Source organism: Chloroflexota bacterium, assembly GCA_015478725.1.
Lineage (GTDB): Bacteria > Chloroflexota > Limnocylindria > Limnocylindrales > CSP1-4 > C-114.
The window spans coordinates 200,105-218,076 of the sequence record JADMIG010000001.1 but is presented as its reverse complement, the minus strand read 5'-3'; the positions used below and the strand labels follow the sequence as shown (position 1 = coordinate 218,076).

Genomic DNA, 17,972 nt, shown 5'->3' with positions numbered 1-17,972 from the left:
GGGCGACTCCTGGTCCGGATGGTTGGCCGATATGGTAGCAGCGGTCCGAGCCGGATCCGCCCTCGGTCCGTGGGCCTTTGGACAGCGTGCGCGTTCGGTCCGTGGGCGTTCGGTCAGCGGGACCGCGTCTCGAGGCGGGCGACCCGCTCCTCCAGTTCGTCGGCCCGGACCCGCGCGCCGTCCACCACGGACGTCGGAGCCCGCGACACGAATGCCGGGTCCGCAAGCCGGGCCCGGGCGGCCGCGAGGAGGCGCCGCGCCTCCTCGAGCTCCCTCGCGAGTCGAGCCCGATCGCCGTCGGCGGAGATCGCGCCCACACTCGCGGCGGGACCTCGCCCGATGACGGCCTCGAGCTCGCCGGCGAGCACGGCGAGACCAGAACCTGCGGCAGTCGCCTCGAGCGCCTCGCGCGTCAGCTGCCGTTCGAGGGGACGGGCGCGTGCGAGCCGTTCGACGCCGCCTCGAAGCGCCTCGAACACGGGCCCGATCACGGCCGGGACATACACCTCGACGGGCAGCCAGGCCCCCGGCTCGACACGCGCCTCTGCCCGGGCGTTGCGGATCCCGCGCACAAGGCCGAGGACCGCCTCGACGGACGCTTCGACCTCCGCCTCTCGAGGCCCCGCTATCGGCCAATCGGCGACGATGAGGAGGGCCGGGTCACCGTCCTCGTGCGGGATCGCCTCCCAGATCACCTCACTCACGAAGGGCATGACCGGATGGAGCAGGCGGAGGTACACGTCGAGTGCGTCGACAAGCGTCCACCACGTCGCCTCCCGCTCGGCCGGCGCGATCCGGGCGTCCCCGAGCCGCGTCTTCGCGAGCTCGATGGCCCAGTCGCAGAACTCGTTCCAGATGGCCTCGTAGAGGAGACGCGTGACCTCGCCGAAGGCGTATGTCGCCATGGCGACATCCACGGCCGCGACCGTCGCCGCGACGCGTGAACGAAGCCAGCGGTCGGCGGGACCGAGACGGGCCGGGTCGGGGCGCTCACGGCGGGCACCGGGAGCGAGCGAGACGGGTCGCGCTCCGAGCACGTAGCGAGCGGCGTTCCAGAGCTTGTTCGCGAAGTTGCGGGCGTTCTCGAGCTTCTCCCGGCTGAACCGCTGATCGTTGCCGGCGGTCGCGCCATGGATGAGGGCGAAGCGGAGCGCATCCGCGCCGGTCTCGTCGATGACCTCGAGCGGATCGACGACGTTGCCCTTCGTCTTGCTCATCTTCTGGCCGTACGGGTCGCGGATGAGGCCGGACAGGTTGACGACCTCGAACGGCGGTCTGCCCGTGAGCTCGATGCCGAGCATCATCATCCGGGCGACCCAGAAGAAGATGATGTCGTAACCCGTCTCCATCACCGTGCCCGGGTAGTAGCGCCGATAGTCGGTCGTCTCGTCCGGCCAGCCGAGTGTCGAGAACGGCCAGAGGCCCGAGCTGAACCACGTGTCGAAGATGTCGGGGTCCTGGATGAGGGGCGTCCCGCCGCAGACCGCGCAGGCAGCGGGGCCGGCCACCTCCACGGTCACCGTCAGGTGGCCGTCAGGGCAGTACCAGGCCGGGATGCGGTGGCCCCACCACAGTTGGCGGCTCACGTTCCAATCGCGGATCTCGGTGAGCCAGTGCTCCCAGGTCTTCTCGAACCGCTCGGGCAGGATCCGCGTCCGGCCGGACCGCGTCGCCTCCAGCGCCGCCGCCGCGAGGGGACCGGTCCGGATGAACCACTGGGTCTTGAGCCGCGGTTCGATGACGTCATCGCTCCGCTGGCAGCGACCGATCACCATCTCGTGGGCCGCGGATCCGGCGAGGTCGCCCCGCATCGTGAGCGCGGCGACGATCTCCCGCCGGGCGACCTCCCGGCTGAGACCCCCGAACGGCCCGAACCCCGCGACGACCCGGGCTTCGTCGTCGAGAACCGTGATCATCGGGAGGCCGTGACGCTGGCCGGTGGCAGCGTCGTCGTGATCGTGGGCCGGGGTGATCTTCACCGCGCCCGTCCCGAACGCCGGGTCGACCATCGGGTCGGCGATGACCGGCACCGGTCGCTCGACGAACGGGATGAGCGCCCGGCGCCCGACCATGGCCCGATAGCGATCGTCGTCGGGATGGACGGCGACCGCCGTGTCTCCGAGGAGCGTCTCGGGACGGGTCGTCGCCACTGTGATGGTGGCGCTCGGATCAGCTGCTCCGGTCGCCTCATCGATGAGGTGGTAGCGGATCGACCAGAGCGTCCCGGTCTCCGGCGTCGGCGCGACCTCGAGATCGGAGACGCTTGTCTGGCAGCCGGGACACCAGTTGACGAGTGCCTCGGTCCGATAGGCGAGGCCATCGCGGTGGAGCCGGACGAACGCCTCGCGGACGGCACGGGCGGATCCCTCGTCCATGGTGAAGCGGAGCCGGCTCCAGTCGAGCGAGGCGCCGACGCGCCGCTGCTGGCCCACGATCGTGGCCCGCGTCTCGGCGACGAACGCGCGCATCCGTTCCAGGTACCGCTCGCGGCCGAGGGACTCGCGGCTCTCCCCCTCCCCTGCGAGGATCCGGTCGAGGACGAACTGGGCGGCGATCGAGGCGTGGTCGAGACCGGGCAGGAAGAGCGCGGGTCGCCGCTGCATCCGCGCGTGACGGATCATGAGGTCCTCGACGGACGACCGCTGCGCGTGCCCGAGATGGAGCGAACCGGTGACGTTCGGGGGCGGCTGGATGATCACGAAGGGCGCCGCGGCCGGATCCGCACGCGACCCGGCACCGTCCGGCGCGAAGACGTCCGCCGCGAGCCAGCGATCGTAGACCTGGGCCTCGACGCCGGCTGGGCGATAGGCCTTCTCGAGCGTTCGATCCGTCGCGTCTGTCCCGCTCACCGCTCCCCTGCCCGCATGATCCGATCGCTCCCGGGGCGAGCCGATCATCGCGATCGGTGCCCGGCGGCCGATCGTAGCACGCGGTCACCGGCGGGCATGAGGCGGGTGCGGGTGCGGGGGCCAGGCACATGCGCAGGGCGGCCGCAGCGGATCCGGCCGCAGCAGATCCAGCCTCGCTTCGCACCACGTGCCCGATCTCGCACCGTATATCCGATCGGTCGATGCAAGGCGCGCCCGCGAGACCCCGTTGGACGCTGGATCCGCACCGACGAGTCAACGCCACCCGGTATCCGCCCGGATATCGGCACCTCCGATACCGTGCACCGCGATCGGTCGATCCGAGAGCAGGTTCGCGCCCAACATCTACACGGTCGATGAATGGGTGCCCGGCTCCGGGTCCCCGCCATGAGCCCGGCTCCGGGTCCCCGCCATGAGCCCGGCTCCGGGCGGGTCGCCACGCGCCACGCGCTACGCTGGACGGCGATGACCCACGAAGACACCGACCCGGACGACATCATCGCGCGCCTCTCGCTGCGCCCGCATCCGGAGGGTGGCTGGTACGCGGAGACGTGGCGAACGACGGCGGTCGACGGCGGTCGCGCGACGAGCTCGGCGATCTACTTCCTCCTGCGCCAAGGCGAGCGATCGGCCTGGCACCGCGTCGACGCCGACGAGACGTGGCACTTCTACGCCGGATCCCCGCTCGAGCTCGGCATCGCCGCCGACGGCCGCGCTGCCGCACGGACGATCCTCGGGGTCGAGCTCGCGGCAGGTGAGCGCCCGCAGGCGACGGTGCCGGCCGGCTCGTGGCAGGCGGCGCGCTCGCTCGGATCGTGGACGCTCGTCGGCTGCACGGTGAGCCCCGCGTTCGAATTCGAGGGCTTCGAGCTCGCGGTGGCCGGCTGGGAACCGTCGGGCGGTTGACCGCCGCGCGGCCCGGACCTGCCGGACTTCGGCCATCTACCGCCCGGTGGGCGTTATCCGGATCGGTCGCCTGCCGGGCTGGGGGCCCGGTCGTCTGACTTCGGCCAACGCCCACCAGATGGGAGATCGCGCAGCTGGAATGCGAACTCGACGAGCGATGGCCGCCCCGAGGGCACCGCCGGCCGCATCACATCCGGATAGGTCCCGCCAGCCGGGAGTCAGCCCATCTGGCGGCCTCGACCGCGCCGGGGCGGTCGAGCGCCCGGCCCCGCACCCCGCGGCCCCGGCAAACTCGGGACCCCTGGAACCTCGTCTAGGCGGTCTCGCCCCGTTCGGCGAGCCAGTCTTCGTAGTTCGTCTCGTCGACGCCCTGATCCACGTCGGACTTCGTGAGGAGGAGCGGCGGGCGGCCCTGGCGGATCGTCTCCTCGGTGATGATGCACTTGCGGATGTCCGTCCGCTCCGGGATGTCGAACATCACCTCGAGCAGCGATTCCTCGACGATCGAGCGGAGGGCGCGTGCCCCGGTCTTTCGGTCGAGGGCGACATCGGCGGCGGCGACGAGCGCGCCCGGGGTGAACACGAGCTCCACCTTGTCGAGCTGGAGGAACCGCTGGAACTGGCGGGTGACCGCGTTCTTCGGCTCGGTGAGCACGCGGACGAGATCCTCCGCCGTGAGCGTCGCGAGGGTGACGATCACCGGCAGGCGGCCGATGAACTCCGGGATGAGCCCGAACTTGAGGAGGTCCTCCGGCATGAGTCGCTCGAGGATCTTCGACCGGTCCGCCTTCGAGACCGCCGTCTCGGTTCCGAAGCCGATCCCGCGCTTGCCCACCCGTTCCTCGACGATCTTCTCGAGACCGTCGAAGGCGCCGCCGCAGATGAACAGGACGTTCGTCGTGTCGATCTGGATGAAGTCCTGGTGCGGATGCTTCCGGCCGCCCTGGGGCGGGACGTTGGCGACGGTTCCCTCGAGGATCTTGAGGAGCGCCTGCTGGACGCCCTCGCCGGAGACGTCGCGTGTGATCGAGGGGTTATCCGCCTTCCTGGCGATCTTGTCGATCTCGTCGATGTAGATGATCCCCCGCTGGGCCCGCGCCACGTCGAAGTCCGCCGCCTGGATGAGCCTGAGGAGGATGTTCTCGACGTCCTCGCCGACGTACCCCGCCTCCGTGAGCGACGTCGCGTCGGCGATGCAGAACGGCACGTCGAGGACGCGGGCGAGGGTCTGGGCAAGGAGCGTCTTGCCCGAGCCGGTGGGCCCGACGAGGAGCACGTTCGACTTCTGGAGCTCCACCTCGTCGACGGCATGGCCGGCGTTGATCCGCTTGTAGTGGTTGTAGACGGCGACCGAGAGGACCTTCTTCGCGCGCTCCTGGCTGATCACGTACTGATCGAGGGAAAAGGTGATCTGGCGTGGGTTCGGGAGCTTGGTGCTCGACGGCTTCGCCTTCGGCGCCTCGAGCATCTCCTCCTCGATGATCTCCTGGCAGAGGTTGATGCACTCGTCGCAGATGTAGACGCCCTGGCCCGCGATGAGCTTGCGGACCTGTTCCTGGCTCTTGCCGCAGAAGCTGCAGCGGTACGGGACCTTGGGCCCCTTCGCGCCGCTCGTCGAGGTCACTCGCGCGTCCCTCTCATCGTCCCGTTCCCGGCCCTGCCTGCTTCTTCGCCGTCGCCGCAGCCGGCGCTTCGGCGGGACCCACCATCGCGTCCGTCTCCGTGGCGGCTCCGGCACCGCTCCGACGAAGACTCAGCGGGTCACCGGCCGTCGAATACACCGCGTCGATGATGCCATACTCCCGGGCCTGCTCGGGAGCCATGAAGTAGTCACGATCCGTGTCCTTGCGGATCTTCTCGACCGTCTGTCCGGTGTGGTGGGCGAGGATCTCGTGGAGCCGCTCGTTGAGCTGCTCGAGCTCCTTCACCTGGATGAACACGTCCGGCGTGTTGCCGCGGAATCCGCCGGACCCCTGGTGGATCATGATCCGGCTGTTCGGGAGCGAGAAGCGCTTGCCCGGCGCCCCGGCGGCGAGGAGGACGGACGCCATGCTCGCCGCCATGCCGATACAGATCGTGCTGACGGGTGAGCGGACGTACTGCATCGTGTCGTAGATCGCCAGACCCGCCGTGACGATGCCACCCGGCGAGTTGATGTAGAGGTAGATGTCCTTCTCCGGATCCTCGGAGTCGAGGAAGAGGAGCTGGGCGATGACGAGGTTCGCCACGTGATCCTCGACGGTATCGCCGAGGAAGATGATCCGCTCCCGGAGGAGCCGCGAGTAGATGTCGTAGGCGCGCTCCCCGCGACTCGACGATTCGATGACCATCGGCACGAGCATCGGCGGTCTCCAGTCCTGAGCTTCTGGCAGGTCGAGTGGATGAGGGCCGGGGTCAGCGAGGCTCGGCGGCCGGGCCCGCGTCCGGGTCGGTCGCTCCGATCGCCGCCGACGCGGCCGCGGATTCGAGGCTGATTGCGGCCGGTTCGTCGCTCTCGGCGTGGGGGATCGGCGGGTGGTCGGGATGGGCGACGAGCCACTCGTCGACGAGTCGCTCCACCGTCTGGCTCCGGCGGAGCGTGCTACGGAGGAACGCGCGACCCCGGTCCGACTCGAAGTACGCGAGGAGCTTCGGCTCCCCGCGATACCGCACCCGGGCGGCCGCGATCTCCGTCTCGATGGTCGCCTCGTCCACCGTCACGCCTTCCGTCTCGGCGATCTTCGACAGGACGAGCAGCGTCTTCACCCGACCCTCGGCCCGTGGCCGAAATTCCGCATGGAGGTCCGCCTCCGTCTGCTTCACGACCTTGAGATACGCCTCCTCGGTGATCCCCTGCCGGACGAGCGAGGAGCGGAACTCGTCGTGCATCACCTCGATCTCCTGGTCCACGAGGACGTCCGGGAGCTCGAGAGTGCTGTTCGCGACGGCGTAGTCGATGATCCGGTCGCTGAATCCATGGCGAGCCCGGTCGAGCGCGTTCCGCTCGAGGCGATGGCGAACGTCCACCCGGAACGCGGCGAGGTCCGGATACTCCCCCATGGATCGGGCGAACTCGTCGTCGAGATCGGGCAGGACCTTGGTCCGCAGCTCCCGCAGGTCAACCTCGAAGTGGGCGGTCCGGCCAGCGAGACCCGGCTCCGCGTAGTCCGTCGGGAAGTCGATGTCGAACGCGGTCGATCCCCCCGCCCGGATGCCCACGAGGTGGTCCTCGAAGCCTGGGATGAGCCGCTCGTTCCCGATGATGAGCGGCATCCGCTCCGTGCTGCCGCCCTCGAACGGCTCGCCGTCCCGGGTACCGCGATAGGCGATGATCGCGTAGTCGCCCTTCTTCGCGGGTTCCGTGGAGGGGGTCAGGGCCGCGTTCTGGTCGCGCAGCTCGTCGAGGACCGTGGCGACCTTCGCGTCGTCGATCGCCTCGATCTCCGGCCGGAACGTGAAGCTCCGGTAGTCGCCGAGGGTCACCTCCGGGCGCACCTGGACGGTGGCCGTGAACACCACCGGCTCGCCCGCGATGGCCCGCACCACCTCGACCTCGGGTCTCGTCAGTGGCACGAGATCCTGCTCGAGGATCGCCGCCCGGTACGCGTCGGAGACGAGGTGCTCGACCGCTTCGTCGTGGACCGCCTCGGGCCCGAGGACCCGCTCGAGGACCGCGCGGGGTGCCTTGCCGGGCCGGAACCCGGCGACCTTCGTCCGGCGGGACAGGCGGCGGACGGCCTCGTCCACGGCGCGATCGAGTCGCTCGGGCGGGAGCTCGACGGTGAGGACGATGGAACTCTTCGGAGCGGGGATCGAGGTGACGTTCATCGGGCCGAAGTATACGGGCCGGCCCGGTCCGGGCCGGCCTGATGGGCGGACGCCCGAGCCCGGCCCGCTGAGCCGGACGCCGGGCCGCGCTGTCGCCGGGCGTTCGGCCCGGGTGGACGCTGTGCATGGTCGTCGGTGCACGAACCGCGCGGCGGGATCAAGCCGGCCATCACCAGCAGTGGCTCGCCAGGTCAGCGCATCTGATCTGGTCGGGGCGGATGGACTTGAGGTCGAGGTAACAAGCGCGACGCTCCGCGGGGCCCGACCGAGCCCCAGCTCCGTATGCCACGTCGGCACTGACCGTGCGCGCGCCGCGCCCGGCATGGAGTCCTTTCAAGCCACGATCGAATCGAACTCCACTCGGTAGTCCCCGTAGCGCACCCGCTTCCATTGCGTCTGCAAGAGCTCGGATGGCGGATGAGGCGGGTCATCGAGCAGCCTGATGAGATCCGACACGGAGGCACCCGCACGAAGCATTCGAGCCAGCATCTGGTGTGACCGGATGGTGATCCCATCCGGTTCGACGATTCGCACCGGCAGGACGTTCGGCGTGACGATGAACCAGCGTGCCCGCACGCTGCTGCAGTCCGGCCAGCTAGCGGGCCACCGCGCAGTGGCCTGGCCGCCATCCATTTCCGATCGAAGGCGAGCGACCTGCGCTCGCTTCTCGTGGGCCCGCTCCTCCGATCGAGCGACCTCTGCTGATCCGTCAGGGTCGATCTGCCACATGACCTCGAAGATCACCATCGTGCCTTCCGATGGGTCGTAGGCGACCACATCGAGATCGCCCGCCTGGCTGCCGCCGTCGCGTAACACCTTCACGCCAGTCTCCACGCGCGCGCCCGAGAGTCGGCCCAACGTGGCGGCCGTCGTTCGTGCGCCGAGCAGGCCGAGCAAATTCCCGGCCTTGCCAAACGAGGCTGGATCACGCTGCAGGAGAGCCGTCAGATTGCGGATCGGCGACGACGGAATGATCAGGCTGCTCATCGGCACCAGCCGATCCCCGGCGATCGGAACAAGCGGGGTCAGACAGGGATCGGGACGGCGACGGAGGTCGAGGGTGAGCAGGTTCGCCAGCGCGCCGACTCGCTGGACATCGACGGCGGAAGCCTCGGCGAGTTCGTCGATCAAGTCGCCGGCGACCAGCATCGGCACGACGACAGACGCGTTCACAGAACCATGCAGCGTGCAAGCGTGCATTTGGGCACCGCGAGCCATCAGCTCGACCCAGACCCGGGTCGCCTCAGCCATGGTGAACCCGCCTACATCGAGATCTCCGGGCAGATAGCTGGGGTAGCCATCGATGAGGCGCGCCGCGAATGTTCGGTACTGCTCCTTGGCCCACAAAGGGACCTTGCGCCATGGAACGTCCCGACCTCCTCCTGCCAGCCACCGGGGGAGGCGCCCGTCCGCAAAGGTGGGTGGGTCGGCGATGGAATCAAGGTCGTCGACCAGACCGAGGAGGCGGTCGAGAGCGTCAAGACGATTGTCCCCGTCGTACCTCAGAACGATCCGTGTCCCGTCCGCCTCATACCGGCGGACGCCCTGACGGACCTCGGCCAGGAGATTCCGGATCAACCAATGACGCCCCGCGAGATCGAAGAGTGCGACCCTCTCCTGTTCGGTGGAGGCGCGTGCGCGCCGCGATCCTGTCATGTGCTCGGTGGTCCACCCCACGGCGACGCCGACTTGATTGTGGTGGGCGCGGGTCGTCGCGAACGCTGCGAAGAGGGGGCCCTCGGTCGCGATGCGTTTTCGCTGCTCCACGACCGGGTGCGTGTTGAGCCAAGCGAGCATCGGGTACAGGCCGAGTGCGCCATCTCGCCAACACCCAAGCTGCGGCGGGCGTGACTCCACGTAATCGGCGAACTGGCTCGGTCCAGGTGAGGTAAGAGGGCGCTTGGTGCGCATCGCGTCCACCATTATCCGCGACCTCTCGCCGCTGGCCTCTGGTCTACATGGTCGGTCGGAGACGTTGCGTGCGAGGTCCGACGACCTGACTGTGGCCGGGAGGTTCCTGCACCTCGAGCCGTCCCGAAAGAGGAGCGCCGCCCGTGGCCTCGTTCTCGTGCTCATCGACACGGCGCGACGAACTGCCCCGGACGGAGGTCCTATGTTTGCCTCGGCCTCAAGACTCCCGCCCCGGCGCACATGCAACAGTCGCCTTTGACTCCTGCAAGCATGGCCCCCGCCCGCCACGCTCGATCGCGGCGAGTGCGGCATCAACAAACTCCGGACGCGCCATCCCGCCCCATCGGGTGTCGTGGCTATGGCTGCACGATCTGCGAGAGCCAGCATAGGTAATCGAGAAGCGTGAACGCACGGAGCGAGTTCTCGCGGGTCGGATAGTCCAGATCGACACCGTGCAGCACTCCGTGCCGGTTCAATGGGCCGTAGTCGGGATCGCCTTGCCGATGAGTAGTGCGCTGGGCTGTGTTGACGACGAGGCTCGAACCTTCATCGATGGGAAGCAGAACGGTCCGGGCCCACCATTGCTCGGTGCCCCGCAGCACGAACAGGTGATTCAACGCCTCACGCGCAGCTGTGCCTCCCTTTCGATAGAGTTGCTCCCCGATGATGTCGTAGAAAGCTCCATCCGCCTGGGCGAGGAGCGCGGGAGCGGTCAATGTGTACCGGCGATTCCGATGAGCCCAGACCGCGTCCTCAACGAATGGGGCGCGAGCCGGGAAGCTCGACCGGACGCGTATTGCCACGTGGCCGAGCCGGCGTTCGGCGAAGTTCGCCATGCGCCTGTCGACCTCGACGATGTTGCCCGCGGCTGCCAGTCGGGCAATCTCAGGATCGTAGGATGGCATCTCGGGCGACGGGTACCAGCCGCGGGTCAATAGGTATCGCACCTGCTCTTCGGCCTGTGTGTCCGGCGCCAGGATCCGCAACGCCGCCGCGTAGTCAACCGTGATCCTGTCGAGGATTGGGGCGAGCGTAACTTGGAACTGAGCCACCGCTCGCTCTGCCTGAGCCGCGGCTGCCGCGATGGTCTCGGTGACGAGCGGTAGGGATTGTTGGGTCTGTTCGAGCGCCGCGAGCATCCCCGGAGGCAGCGTCGCCATCGACTTGATCTGCGCGAGCAGCGGTGCATATGCGGCTTCCTCTTCCTCCCGTCGGCGTCGGACGGCCGCCCGGAGGGTTTCGAACGACGCTACCTCGGCATCGATCGAGAACAGCGTGGTGGCTCGGTCAAGGAAGGCACGCAGCAGCGCTTGCAGGCGGTCGTCGGCCCAGCTCCGGAGTTCATTGGCCCCAGTACCCCTGGGTGCCACGATCTGGCGGCCGAGCGTTCGCACAGCGAACTCGCGATCGTCGATGCCCGCGGCAACGGCGTCGCCCATCATCGCCACAGACTGTGCGTGCGACCACGCTGAGACCGAGAGGTCGAACTCCGGAAACGCGTACACCGTGAGTCTCGTTCGGAGGATCTCCTCCCTGGTCAAGGGTGCCCTACCAGCCGACTCGTCCTCGGTCGGATCGTTCGCGTGGCCATGCTCCTCGTCGTCCTTCACGGAGGCATTCTCACATCTGAGGCACCCTTGTAACCGTCCCGGAACGAGGCCCTCCCGGCGCAGGCTCCTGCGTGTCTGGCGCGCCGAAAGAGCAGGGCATGACCCTTGAGGCGTCTGGAACTGAGAGCGGATCCTCGGCGAGTCGTCTGTCGCGCCGTTCAGGCCTCTCCGAAAATGACGGGTCTCCTCCTGCGCGAGCTCGGCTTCTATGACGATCGTGCCGCCGCGCAACTCAAGCAGGGAAGTCGCGCCTACCAGTGGGCCCTCGGGAGGCGTCTCGCGCCGCCAGGGGCGAAGAGCCGTCGCAGGCGGATGCATGAGCCGTAGCCCTTTGTCTGAGACAACCGACGCGGTGTTCTATCCGGTGCCTGCTACGCTCCGACCGTGAAGACGGACGTTCTCTACTACGGGGACAATCTCGACATCCTTCGGCGGTACATCCCGGACGAGTCGGTCGATCTCGTCTATCTCGATCCGCCGTTCAACAGCAACCGCGACTACAACGTCATCTTCAAGGACGAGTCGGGACGGAAGAGCGACGCGCAGCTTCTCGCCTTCGAGGACACGTGGCACTGGGGCCCATCCGCCGAGGCGACGTACGCGTACTTGACGAACACGGCCCGTCACGAGGGCCGCGTCCCAAACACGGTGAGCACGATCGTCGCCGCCCTCCGGGCCGGCGTGGGCGAGAACCAGATGATGGCCTACCTCGTCGAGATGGCCGTTCGGCTCGTGGAACTCCGCCGTGTGCTCAAGCCCACGGGCTCGCTCTACCTGCACTGCGACCCGACAGCAAGTCACTACCTCAAGCTCGTCCTCGACGCGATCTTCGGCCCCAAGAACTTCGTCAACGAGATCATCTGGAAACGCTCGACCGCCCACAGCGACCGAGCGCAAGGTTCACGGCACTTCGGCCGACTTCATGACGTTGTCCTCGTCTACGCGAAATCCGACTTGTACCTGTGGAATCAGCTCTACGAACCGCTCGGGGCAGACTACGCGGCCTCGCACTACCCGCACGTGGAACCCGGCTCCGGACGGCGCTACGGGTTGGACAACATCACCGGGCCCGGAGGAGCGGCGAAAGGGAATCCCGAGTACGAGGTGATGGGGGTCAGGCGGTACTGGCGCTACAGCCGCGACCGGATGCAAGAGCTGATCGACGCGGGCCGGATTATTCAACCAAGCCCGGGGGCGGTCCCACGATTCAAGCGGTACCTCGACGAGTCGGCCGGCCGACCAATTCAGGACGTGTGGGACGACATCGCTCCGGTGAACTCGCAGGCCAAGGAGCGACTCGGCTGGGGTACCCAGAAGCCGCTCACGCTCTTGGAGCGAATCGTCTCTACGTCCTCGAACCCAGGCGACCTCGTCCTCGACCCCTTCTGCGGCTGCGGCACGGCGCTCGTCGCCGCCCAGAAGCTCGATCGGCGCTGGATCGGCATCGACATCACGTACCTCTCGATCGCCGTCATGCGGGCCCGGCTCAAGGACAGCTTCGGGCTCCTCGAAGTGGAGGTGATCGGGCAGCCGACGGAGGTCGAGGGCGCCCGCCAGCTCGCCGCATCGCCGGATGGTCGTTACCAGTTCCAGTGGTGGGCACTCAACCTCGTCGACGCGAAACCGCTCGGTGGGGTCGAGAAGAAGGGCGCCGATCGGGGCATCGACGGACTCATCACGTTCACCGACCTCAACCGCGAGCTCCACTCGGTCCTCGTGAGCGTGAAGAGCGGCCACGTGACCTCGGCGATGCTCCGCGATCTCAAGGGCACGCTCGACCGGGAGAAGGGCTCGATCGGGCTCTTCATCACGCTCGAGGAACCGTCACGCGAGATGCGCCTCGAGGCCGACACCGCCGGCCTCTTTCATTCGGAGCTCTGGAAGCGCGACTACCCGCGGATCCAGATCCTCAGCATCCGCGAGTTGCTCGAGGAGGGGAAGAAGCCGCAGCTGCCACCGTTCGTCCTCTCGACGTATCAGGAAGCGGAGCGGATCGTCACGAAGCAAGCGGCGGAGCAGGCCGAGTTGTTCGGGAGCTGATCCCTACCGAGGGGGCCACGGCTGCGGCCCTCAGGACCGCACCGTGGAGCGAGGTGTCGGTCAGCGTGTGGAAGCGACGGACTGACCGCTCCAGCAGCGATGCTCAGCCGCCGTAGCGGATGACGCGCGCGGTCCGCAGGTCCACCGTGACGTGCGGCGGGGACGGGTAGGAGGCGTTCGGGCTCATGACCACAGCGGAGCCGCAGAAGCCGGGCTCGCTCGGACACGGGGCCACGGCGAACCCGCTGAACTCGAGCCGGGCGGCGGTGCTCGCGTCCGCGCCGAGCCAAGCGACCGTCGCCGGATCGGCCGCCACGGCTGCCTCGAAGCAGACCCGCTCGTAGGGCGAGAGGCCGGTCGGGAGCGAGGACGGATCCTCGACCCGGAGCGGGCGTGGATGCGCGCCATTCGTCGCGAGGGCCGCGCGGATCTGGGTGCCGCTGTCGTAGTCGTGGAACGTGACGTACGCGGTGCCCTTCGACTCCGTCACGTCCGCCGGGCCCGTTTGACAAGGGCCCGTCTGATAGGTGACACTTACGAAAGCAGATGCTAACTTCCAGCCATTCCGATGTGACCAACGGCGTTGGCGTAGCAGAAGGAGCACGACCATGGGCGCCCCGATCGCGTTCTTCGAGGTGATCTCACCTGACAGCGCCCGCGCACAGCGCTTCTATGGCGAGCTTTTCGGCTGGAAGATCGATGCCGACCCCTCGCTGACGGGCTACGCGCTCGTCGACACCGGGGCAGGCGAGGGGGCGGTCGGCGGCGGGATCGGGCAGGCCAGCGAGGCGTTCCCTTCGGGGGTGAAGATCTACCTGCGGGTCGCTGATCTTGCGGCGTATCTGGCCCGCGCCGAGCAGCTCGGCGGCCGCACGCTCCTCCCCCCGATGGACCTGCCCTCCGGCTACGGGCGCATCGCCATCTTCGCCGACCCGGACGGCAACCCGGTCGGGCTGTGGGCGTGAGGGAGCCGCGCTCGGAGGCGGCGCTCGACGAGACGCTCCGGGCGCTCGCCGAGCCACGCCGCCGGGCGATCCTCCAACTGGTCGTCGATCGGGAGCTCCCTGCAGGCGAGATCGCCGCCCACTACGCGGTGACCCGCTCGGCCGTCTCGCAGCACCTCCAATTACTGAAAGCGGCGGGCCTCGTGCGCGAGCGACGGGCGGGGGTGCGGCGGCTCTATCGGGCCAGCCCGGACGGGCTGCGGGAGCTGCGCGCCTACCTTGACGAGCTGTGGGGCGAGAGCCTGGAGGCTGCGCGCGCGCTCGTGGAGGCGGAGGCGGGGTGGGCGGGGTCAGCCGAAGACCTCTCTGCCGCTGATTGGGCGGAGCCGAAGCATGCCTGAGGCGACCGTGCTTGCGCCGATCCGCAAGGCGGTGACCGTGCGCAGCGACCTCGACCACACGTTTGGCGTCTTCGTGCGCGAGATCGGCCGCTGGTGGCCGACTCGCCCCTTCTCGCTCGGCCAGGAGCAGGTCGTGCAGGTCACCTTCGAGCCGCGCCTGGGCGGGCGGGTCTTCGAGACCTGGGCAGATGGCCGCACCGTCGACTGGGGCCACGTCCTCGCCTGGGAGCCCCCGGCCCGCTTCGCAATCAGCTGGGAGATTCTCCCCCGGGCCACCGAGGTCGAGGTTCATTTCCGCCCCCTCGGCCCTGCTCTGACCCGCGTCGAACTCGAACACCGTGGCTGGGAGCGGCTGACCGCGGAACAGATCGCAGCGGCCACGCGCCAGGCTGGCGGGTACGAGGCCGGTTGGGCGTCGATCCTGAGCGACTTTGTGGCGGCGACAGAAGCGGAGGTGGTTTCGAAGTAGCCGATCCGCCCTCCAAGAAGAGCGCTGGCTGGCGCGACACCCCGAACAAGCCACCGCGGGCAGTTCGTGCAACGGAGGTCAACCAGGATGAAGCACCTGTTCCTCGCGATCCACCACCCCAAGCCTGAACACCTCGACGACCTTCTCGGAGCAATGGCAGGGCTTGGCGAGACCCTTGCCCGTGTGCCTGGGCTGGTCGAGGTGCGCACCTGGCGCGATGAGTCGCGGGTCGTGGCGATGTCGGTTTGGGAGTCGCGCGAGGCGCTGGCGGCAGCCCGACCGACCATGGGCGCGGCGATCGTCGATGTCCCCTTCGCGCAGTGGGAGGCCCGCCCGCGCGAGCTGTACTTCCTCGACGAGTTCAGCGTTCCGGCGGTCGGTTCAGAGGCCGGTTGAGGGAGGCGCCTGCGAGGCGGCAGCACCGCCTAACCCGAGCAGAAAGGAGCGCCATCCAGATGGACCTTCGCGGGCTCGCTCAAGCCTTTGACGGGTTCCTCGCGGCGGCAGAAGGCACAGGACCAGCGGCTCGCCCCTCGGACGAATGGACGCCCCAGATGGTGGTGGCCCACATCATCGCGAACAACCGACTGATCGCGGCGCACCTCGCTGAAGCGTTGAGCGGCCGAGAGCCCGCCTACGACAACCGACCGGCCGTACGTCTTTCGTACCTGGAGGCGATCGTGCAGGCGGCCGGCGACTGGGTCTGCCTCGTTGACGAAGCGCGCCGATCTGCGGTTGAAGTCATGCAGCTGGCCGGGCTGGTCGACGACGCGACTGCCGTTCGCCGCTTTCCGACACGGGTCGAGGACGGCAACCGCGTGCGCATCGACGAGCCAGTCTCGATCGCCCATCTGCTCGATGCGCAGGCGGAGGTACATCTCCCTTCGCACGCGGGCCAGCTGCGAGTGGTGCGCACCGGCACGATGTCGCGGGCGGTCGCGTGAGTGCGGCGAGCCGGCGCAGACGTGACTGTCCTTCGTACCCTGAAGCGCAGCGTGACCGAGTTTCGCGCTGATCAAGGACTCGTCGTGTCGTGGGCGCTCAGTCAGGCCCTTGGGCGAGGTCCTGCGGCAGGGACAGCGAGCCCGGACCAAGGCGCTCCTGCGCCTCCTGATCGGCGAGATCCGGGTCATCTCGCCCGACGACATCCGGCCGACGTACCGGGTGCCGGCTGCGGTTCGCATACCGGAGGATCTGGTAGGCGAGGTCGGGGTCGAACCGACACGCCGCTTTCGCGGCACCGGCTCCTAAGGCCGGCGCGTCTGCCATTCCGCCACTCGCCCGTGCCTAGTCTCCCACAGAGGGTTCGACTCTACCGAGTTCCATGGCCAAGTGGACGAGGCGCTCGAGCTCGATCACCGCGGGCGCTCGCCGGATCCGGTTCCATCGAGCGGGGTACGGCGCGGCATGCCGTTCCTGACAGCTGACCACCAGGCGGGCGTTGGTCATCGACTCCCCACGCGGCGCTGGCTGACCTGAGCGTGGAGCGGGCCGGGCCGGCGCCTGGATCCTGCCAGATGCCCGGCTGAGGGCCACCTGACACCGATGTGCAGACCAACGCCCGCCTCATGGCCATCTGCCGGAATCTGGCCCAGATGGCTCGATCCGCTGGGCATCCTCGCCAACGACGTGTCAGGCAATCACGGCTACCCCGGGCGGGCCTCGTCCCCGCTCGGCGGTGGCGTCGTGCCGCCAGTCTGCGTCCAGCGCTCCCGTGCCCGCTTCACGGCCGCGTCGAACGCCGCACCGCCCGCCGCCTTCGGGCTGAACAGCTCATCGGCGAGTCGGCGGCCGAGGCGGCGGGTGATCGGCCCGAGAATCGATCCGGCGAGCAGGCTGCTCGTCGCCCCGAGATCGCGGCGCTTCCGCTCGGCGGAGTTCGCATCGAGGTAGGCCGCGAACTCGCGCTCGAGCGTCCCGCGCACGCGGGCCCCGTCTGTGCCGAGCGCCCGGACCGCCTTCTCCACCTCGCCCGGCAGCATGGACGACGGAAGTTCCTCGCGCGGCCCGCGGACAGCCCGCGCCACGCGCCGCAGGGCCCGCCGGGGCCCGCCGAGGGCGACGAATGCCGCCCCCGCCGCGAGTCCGGCCGTCTTCGCCGGTGCACGCCGGATCTTGGCCGGGATGTCCACGGCGGCCCGTCCGGCGGCCTCGAGTCGGGCGACCTCCTCGGCGAGTTCGCCCCGACTCGCTACCGCGGCGGCCCGAGCGGCGTCCGTTCGCGCACCCACTCGATCGTCTCCTTCGTGGTCTCGATGGTCTGGCTCGGCCAGAATCGCGCCTTGAGCGCATCCGTGTCGACGCCGGTCCGGCCAAGACCGATCCCGAGCAGGGCGGACCACATGGCGATGCCGACGGCGACGCCGAGGGCGACGCCGGGCCCCACCCCGAAGCGGACCGCCGAGAGCGCCCCGACGATGGCGCCGCCGATCGCGCCGCCGACGATGCCGCCGAGGGCAGCCCGCCCGCCGGAGCGTGCGCCGAGGATGAGGCCGAGGAGGACGCCGACCGCGGCGAGGGCAGCCGTCCCGACGACGAGCGGCCGGACGCCGGACTCGACTCCTGGGGCGACCGACATGCCGAGCTGCGTCCACGCCGTGTTCGTCAGCGCGGTGCCGAGGACGATGGCGAGGACGATGGCGATCACGACCGCCCAGCCGAACGCACTGCCGACGCGGCGGGCCGGCAGGCCGAGGCCCAGGACGAGCGCCGTCACGGCGATCGCGAGGCAGAGCTCGGAACCGAGGAGGACGCCCCACCCGATCGACCCGAACAGCCATTCGCCGACGAACAGGATGAGGCCCACCGGGAGGAGGACACCGAGGAAGAGGAGTGCCGCGACGGCGGCTCCGGCGAGCAGCGCGACGCGCTGCATCTCGACGGCGATCTCGGCGACCTCCGCCCTGGCGAGCTCGATGTGCGCACGAACGAGCGCAACGCCTGCGGCGACGGTCGCGCGGAGCTGTTCGCGGAGGCCGGGCGCCTCGGCGTGCGGATCCTGATCGGTCACGATCGGC

At 69.0% G+C, this 17,972-nt stretch carries 17 protein-coding genes and 1 tRNA gene; 8 read left to right on the top strand and 10 right to left on the bottom strand.

Annotated elements, in window-relative coordinates; translation table 11 throughout:
- Window positions 1-113 precede the first annotated feature (113 nt).
- Window positions 114-2,849 (bottom strand): valine--tRNA ligase, encoded by a 2,736-nt coding sequence (locus IVW53_00975; protein MBF6604142.1) that lies wholly within the window; start codon window positions 2,847-2,849, stop codon window positions 114-116.
- Between the two features lie 483 nt (window positions 2,850-3,332).
- Here IVW53_00975 and IVW53_00970 point away from each other — a divergent pair, with 483 nt between their 5' ends.
- Window positions 3,333-3,773 (top strand): cupin domain-containing protein, encoded by a 441-nt coding sequence (locus IVW53_00970; GenBank protein MBF6604141.1) that lies wholly within the window; start codon window positions 3,333-3,335, stop codon window positions 3,771-3,773.
- Window positions 3,774-4,086: 313 nt separating this feature from the next.
- Here the strand turns inward: IVW53_00970 and clpX are convergent, their stop codons facing one another.
- The 5 genes from clpX to IVW53_00945 form a co-directional block, all read right to left on the bottom strand.
- Window positions 4,087-5,397, bottom strand: coding sequence for an ATP-dependent Clp protease ATP-binding subunit ClpX (gene clpX / locus IVW53_00965; GenBank protein MBF6604140.1), 1,311 nt, complete (start codon window positions 5,395-5,397; stop codon window positions 4,087-4,089).
- A 13-nt stretch (window positions 5,398-5,410) separates the two neighbouring features.
- Window positions 5,411-6,115: an ATP-dependent Clp protease proteolytic subunit gene (locus IVW53_00960; GenBank protein ID MBF6604139.1), complete on the bottom strand. Its 705-nt coding sequence runs from the start codon at window positions 6,113-6,115 to the stop codon at window positions 5,411-5,413.
- A gap of 52 nt (window positions 6,116-6,167) precedes the next feature.
- On the bottom strand, window positions 6,168-7,580 hold the full coding sequence (gene tig, locus IVW53_00955; GenBank protein ID MBF6604138.1) for a trigger factor: 1,413 nt from the start codon (window positions 7,578-7,580) through the stop codon (window positions 6,168-6,170).
- 333 nt (window positions 7,581-7,913) lie between these two features.
- Window positions 7,914-9,491, bottom strand: a complete 1,578-nt coding sequence (locus IVW53_00950) for a hypothetical protein (GenBank protein MBF6604137.1) — start codon at window positions 9,489-9,491, stop codon at window positions 7,914-7,916.
- Between the two features lie 356 nt (window positions 9,492-9,847).
- Entirely contained in the window at window positions 9,848-10,996 is a 1,149-nt protein-coding gene (locus tag IVW53_00945; protein ID MBF6604136.1) for a hypothetical protein, read from the bottom strand.
- Window positions 10,997-11,275: 279 nt separating this feature from the next.
- Between IVW53_00945 and IVW53_00940 the strand changes: the two genes are divergently transcribed.
- Together IVW53_00940 and IVW53_00935 are read left to right on the top strand one after the other, a co-directional pair.
- On the top strand, window positions 11,276-11,428 hold the full coding sequence (locus IVW53_00940) for a hypothetical protein (GenBank protein ID MBF6604135.1): 153 nt from the start codon (window positions 11,276-11,278) through the stop codon (window positions 11,426-11,428).
- A 57-nt stretch (window positions 11,429-11,485) separates the two neighbouring features.
- Window positions 11,486-13,141: a restriction endonuclease gene (locus IVW53_00935; protein MBF6604134.1), complete on the top strand. Its 1,656-nt coding sequence runs from the start codon at window positions 11,486-11,488 to the stop codon at window positions 13,139-13,141.
- A 103-nt stretch (window positions 13,142-13,244) separates the two neighbouring features.
- On the opposite strand, the gene IVW53_00930 is transcribed toward IVW53_00935, so the two are convergent.
- Complete coding sequence (locus IVW53_00930) at window positions 13,245-13,631, bottom strand: hypothetical protein (protein ID MBF6604133.1); 387 nt, start codon at window positions 13,629-13,631, stop codon at window positions 13,245-13,247.
- 118 nt (window positions 13,632-13,749) lie between these two features.
- On the opposite strand from IVW53_00930, the gene IVW53_00925 reads away from it, so the two are divergent.
- The 5 genes from IVW53_00925 to IVW53_00905 all read left to right on the top strand — a co-directional run bounded on the left by IVW53_00925 (window position 13,750) and on the right by IVW53_00905 (window position 15,899).
- Window positions 13,750-14,106 (top strand): VOC family protein, encoded by a 357-nt coding sequence (locus IVW53_00925; protein MBF6604132.1) that lies wholly within the window; start codon window positions 13,750-13,752, stop codon window positions 14,104-14,106.
- Window positions 14,103-14,486 (top strand): winged helix-turn-helix transcriptional regulator, encoded by a 384-nt coding sequence (locus tag IVW53_00920; GenBank protein MBF6604131.1) that lies wholly within the window; start codon window positions 14,103-14,105, stop codon window positions 14,484-14,486. Before IVW53_00925 ends, IVW53_00920 begins: the two co-directional genes overlap by 4 nt.
- Window positions 14,479-14,955, top strand: coding sequence for an SRPBCC domain-containing protein (locus IVW53_00915; protein ID MBF6604130.1), 477 nt, complete (start codon window positions 14,479-14,481; stop codon window positions 14,953-14,955). Before IVW53_00920 ends, IVW53_00915 begins: the two co-directional genes overlap by 8 nt.
- 87 nt (window positions 14,956-15,042) lie before the next feature.
- Window positions 15,043-15,351 (top strand): antibiotic biosynthesis monooxygenase, encoded by a 309-nt coding sequence (locus IVW53_00910; protein ID MBF6604129.1) that lies wholly within the window; start codon window positions 15,043-15,045, stop codon window positions 15,349-15,351.
- A 59-nt stretch (window positions 15,352-15,410) separates the two neighbouring features.
- Window positions 15,411-15,899: a hypothetical protein gene (locus tag IVW53_00905; protein ID MBF6604128.1), complete on the top strand. Its 489-nt coding sequence runs from the start codon at window positions 15,411-15,413 to the stop codon at window positions 15,897-15,899.
- Between the two features lie 251 nt (window positions 15,900-16,150).
- On the opposite strand, the gene IVW53_00900 is transcribed toward IVW53_00905, so the two are convergent.
- From IVW53_00900 to IVW53_00890, 3 genes are all read right to left on the bottom strand, one after another.
- Window positions 16,151-16,238: transfer RNA gene (locus IVW53_00900), tRNA-Leu, on the bottom strand.
- 363 nt (window positions 16,239-16,601) lie between these two features.
- A complete protein-coding gene (locus tag IVW53_00895; protein ID MBF6604127.1) occupies window positions 16,602-17,186 on the bottom strand; it encodes a hypothetical protein in 585 nt (194 codons plus the stop codon).
- Window positions 17,147-17,965 carry a hypothetical protein gene (locus tag IVW53_00890; protein ID MBF6604126.1) on the bottom strand — a complete coding sequence of 273 codons (819 nt, stop codon included), beginning with the start codon at window positions 17,963-17,965 and terminating at the stop codon, window positions 17,147-17,149. The genes IVW53_00895 and IVW53_00890 overlap by 40 nt, the downstream gene beginning before the upstream one ends.
- Between the last annotated feature and the right edge of the window lie 7 nt (window positions 17,966-17,972).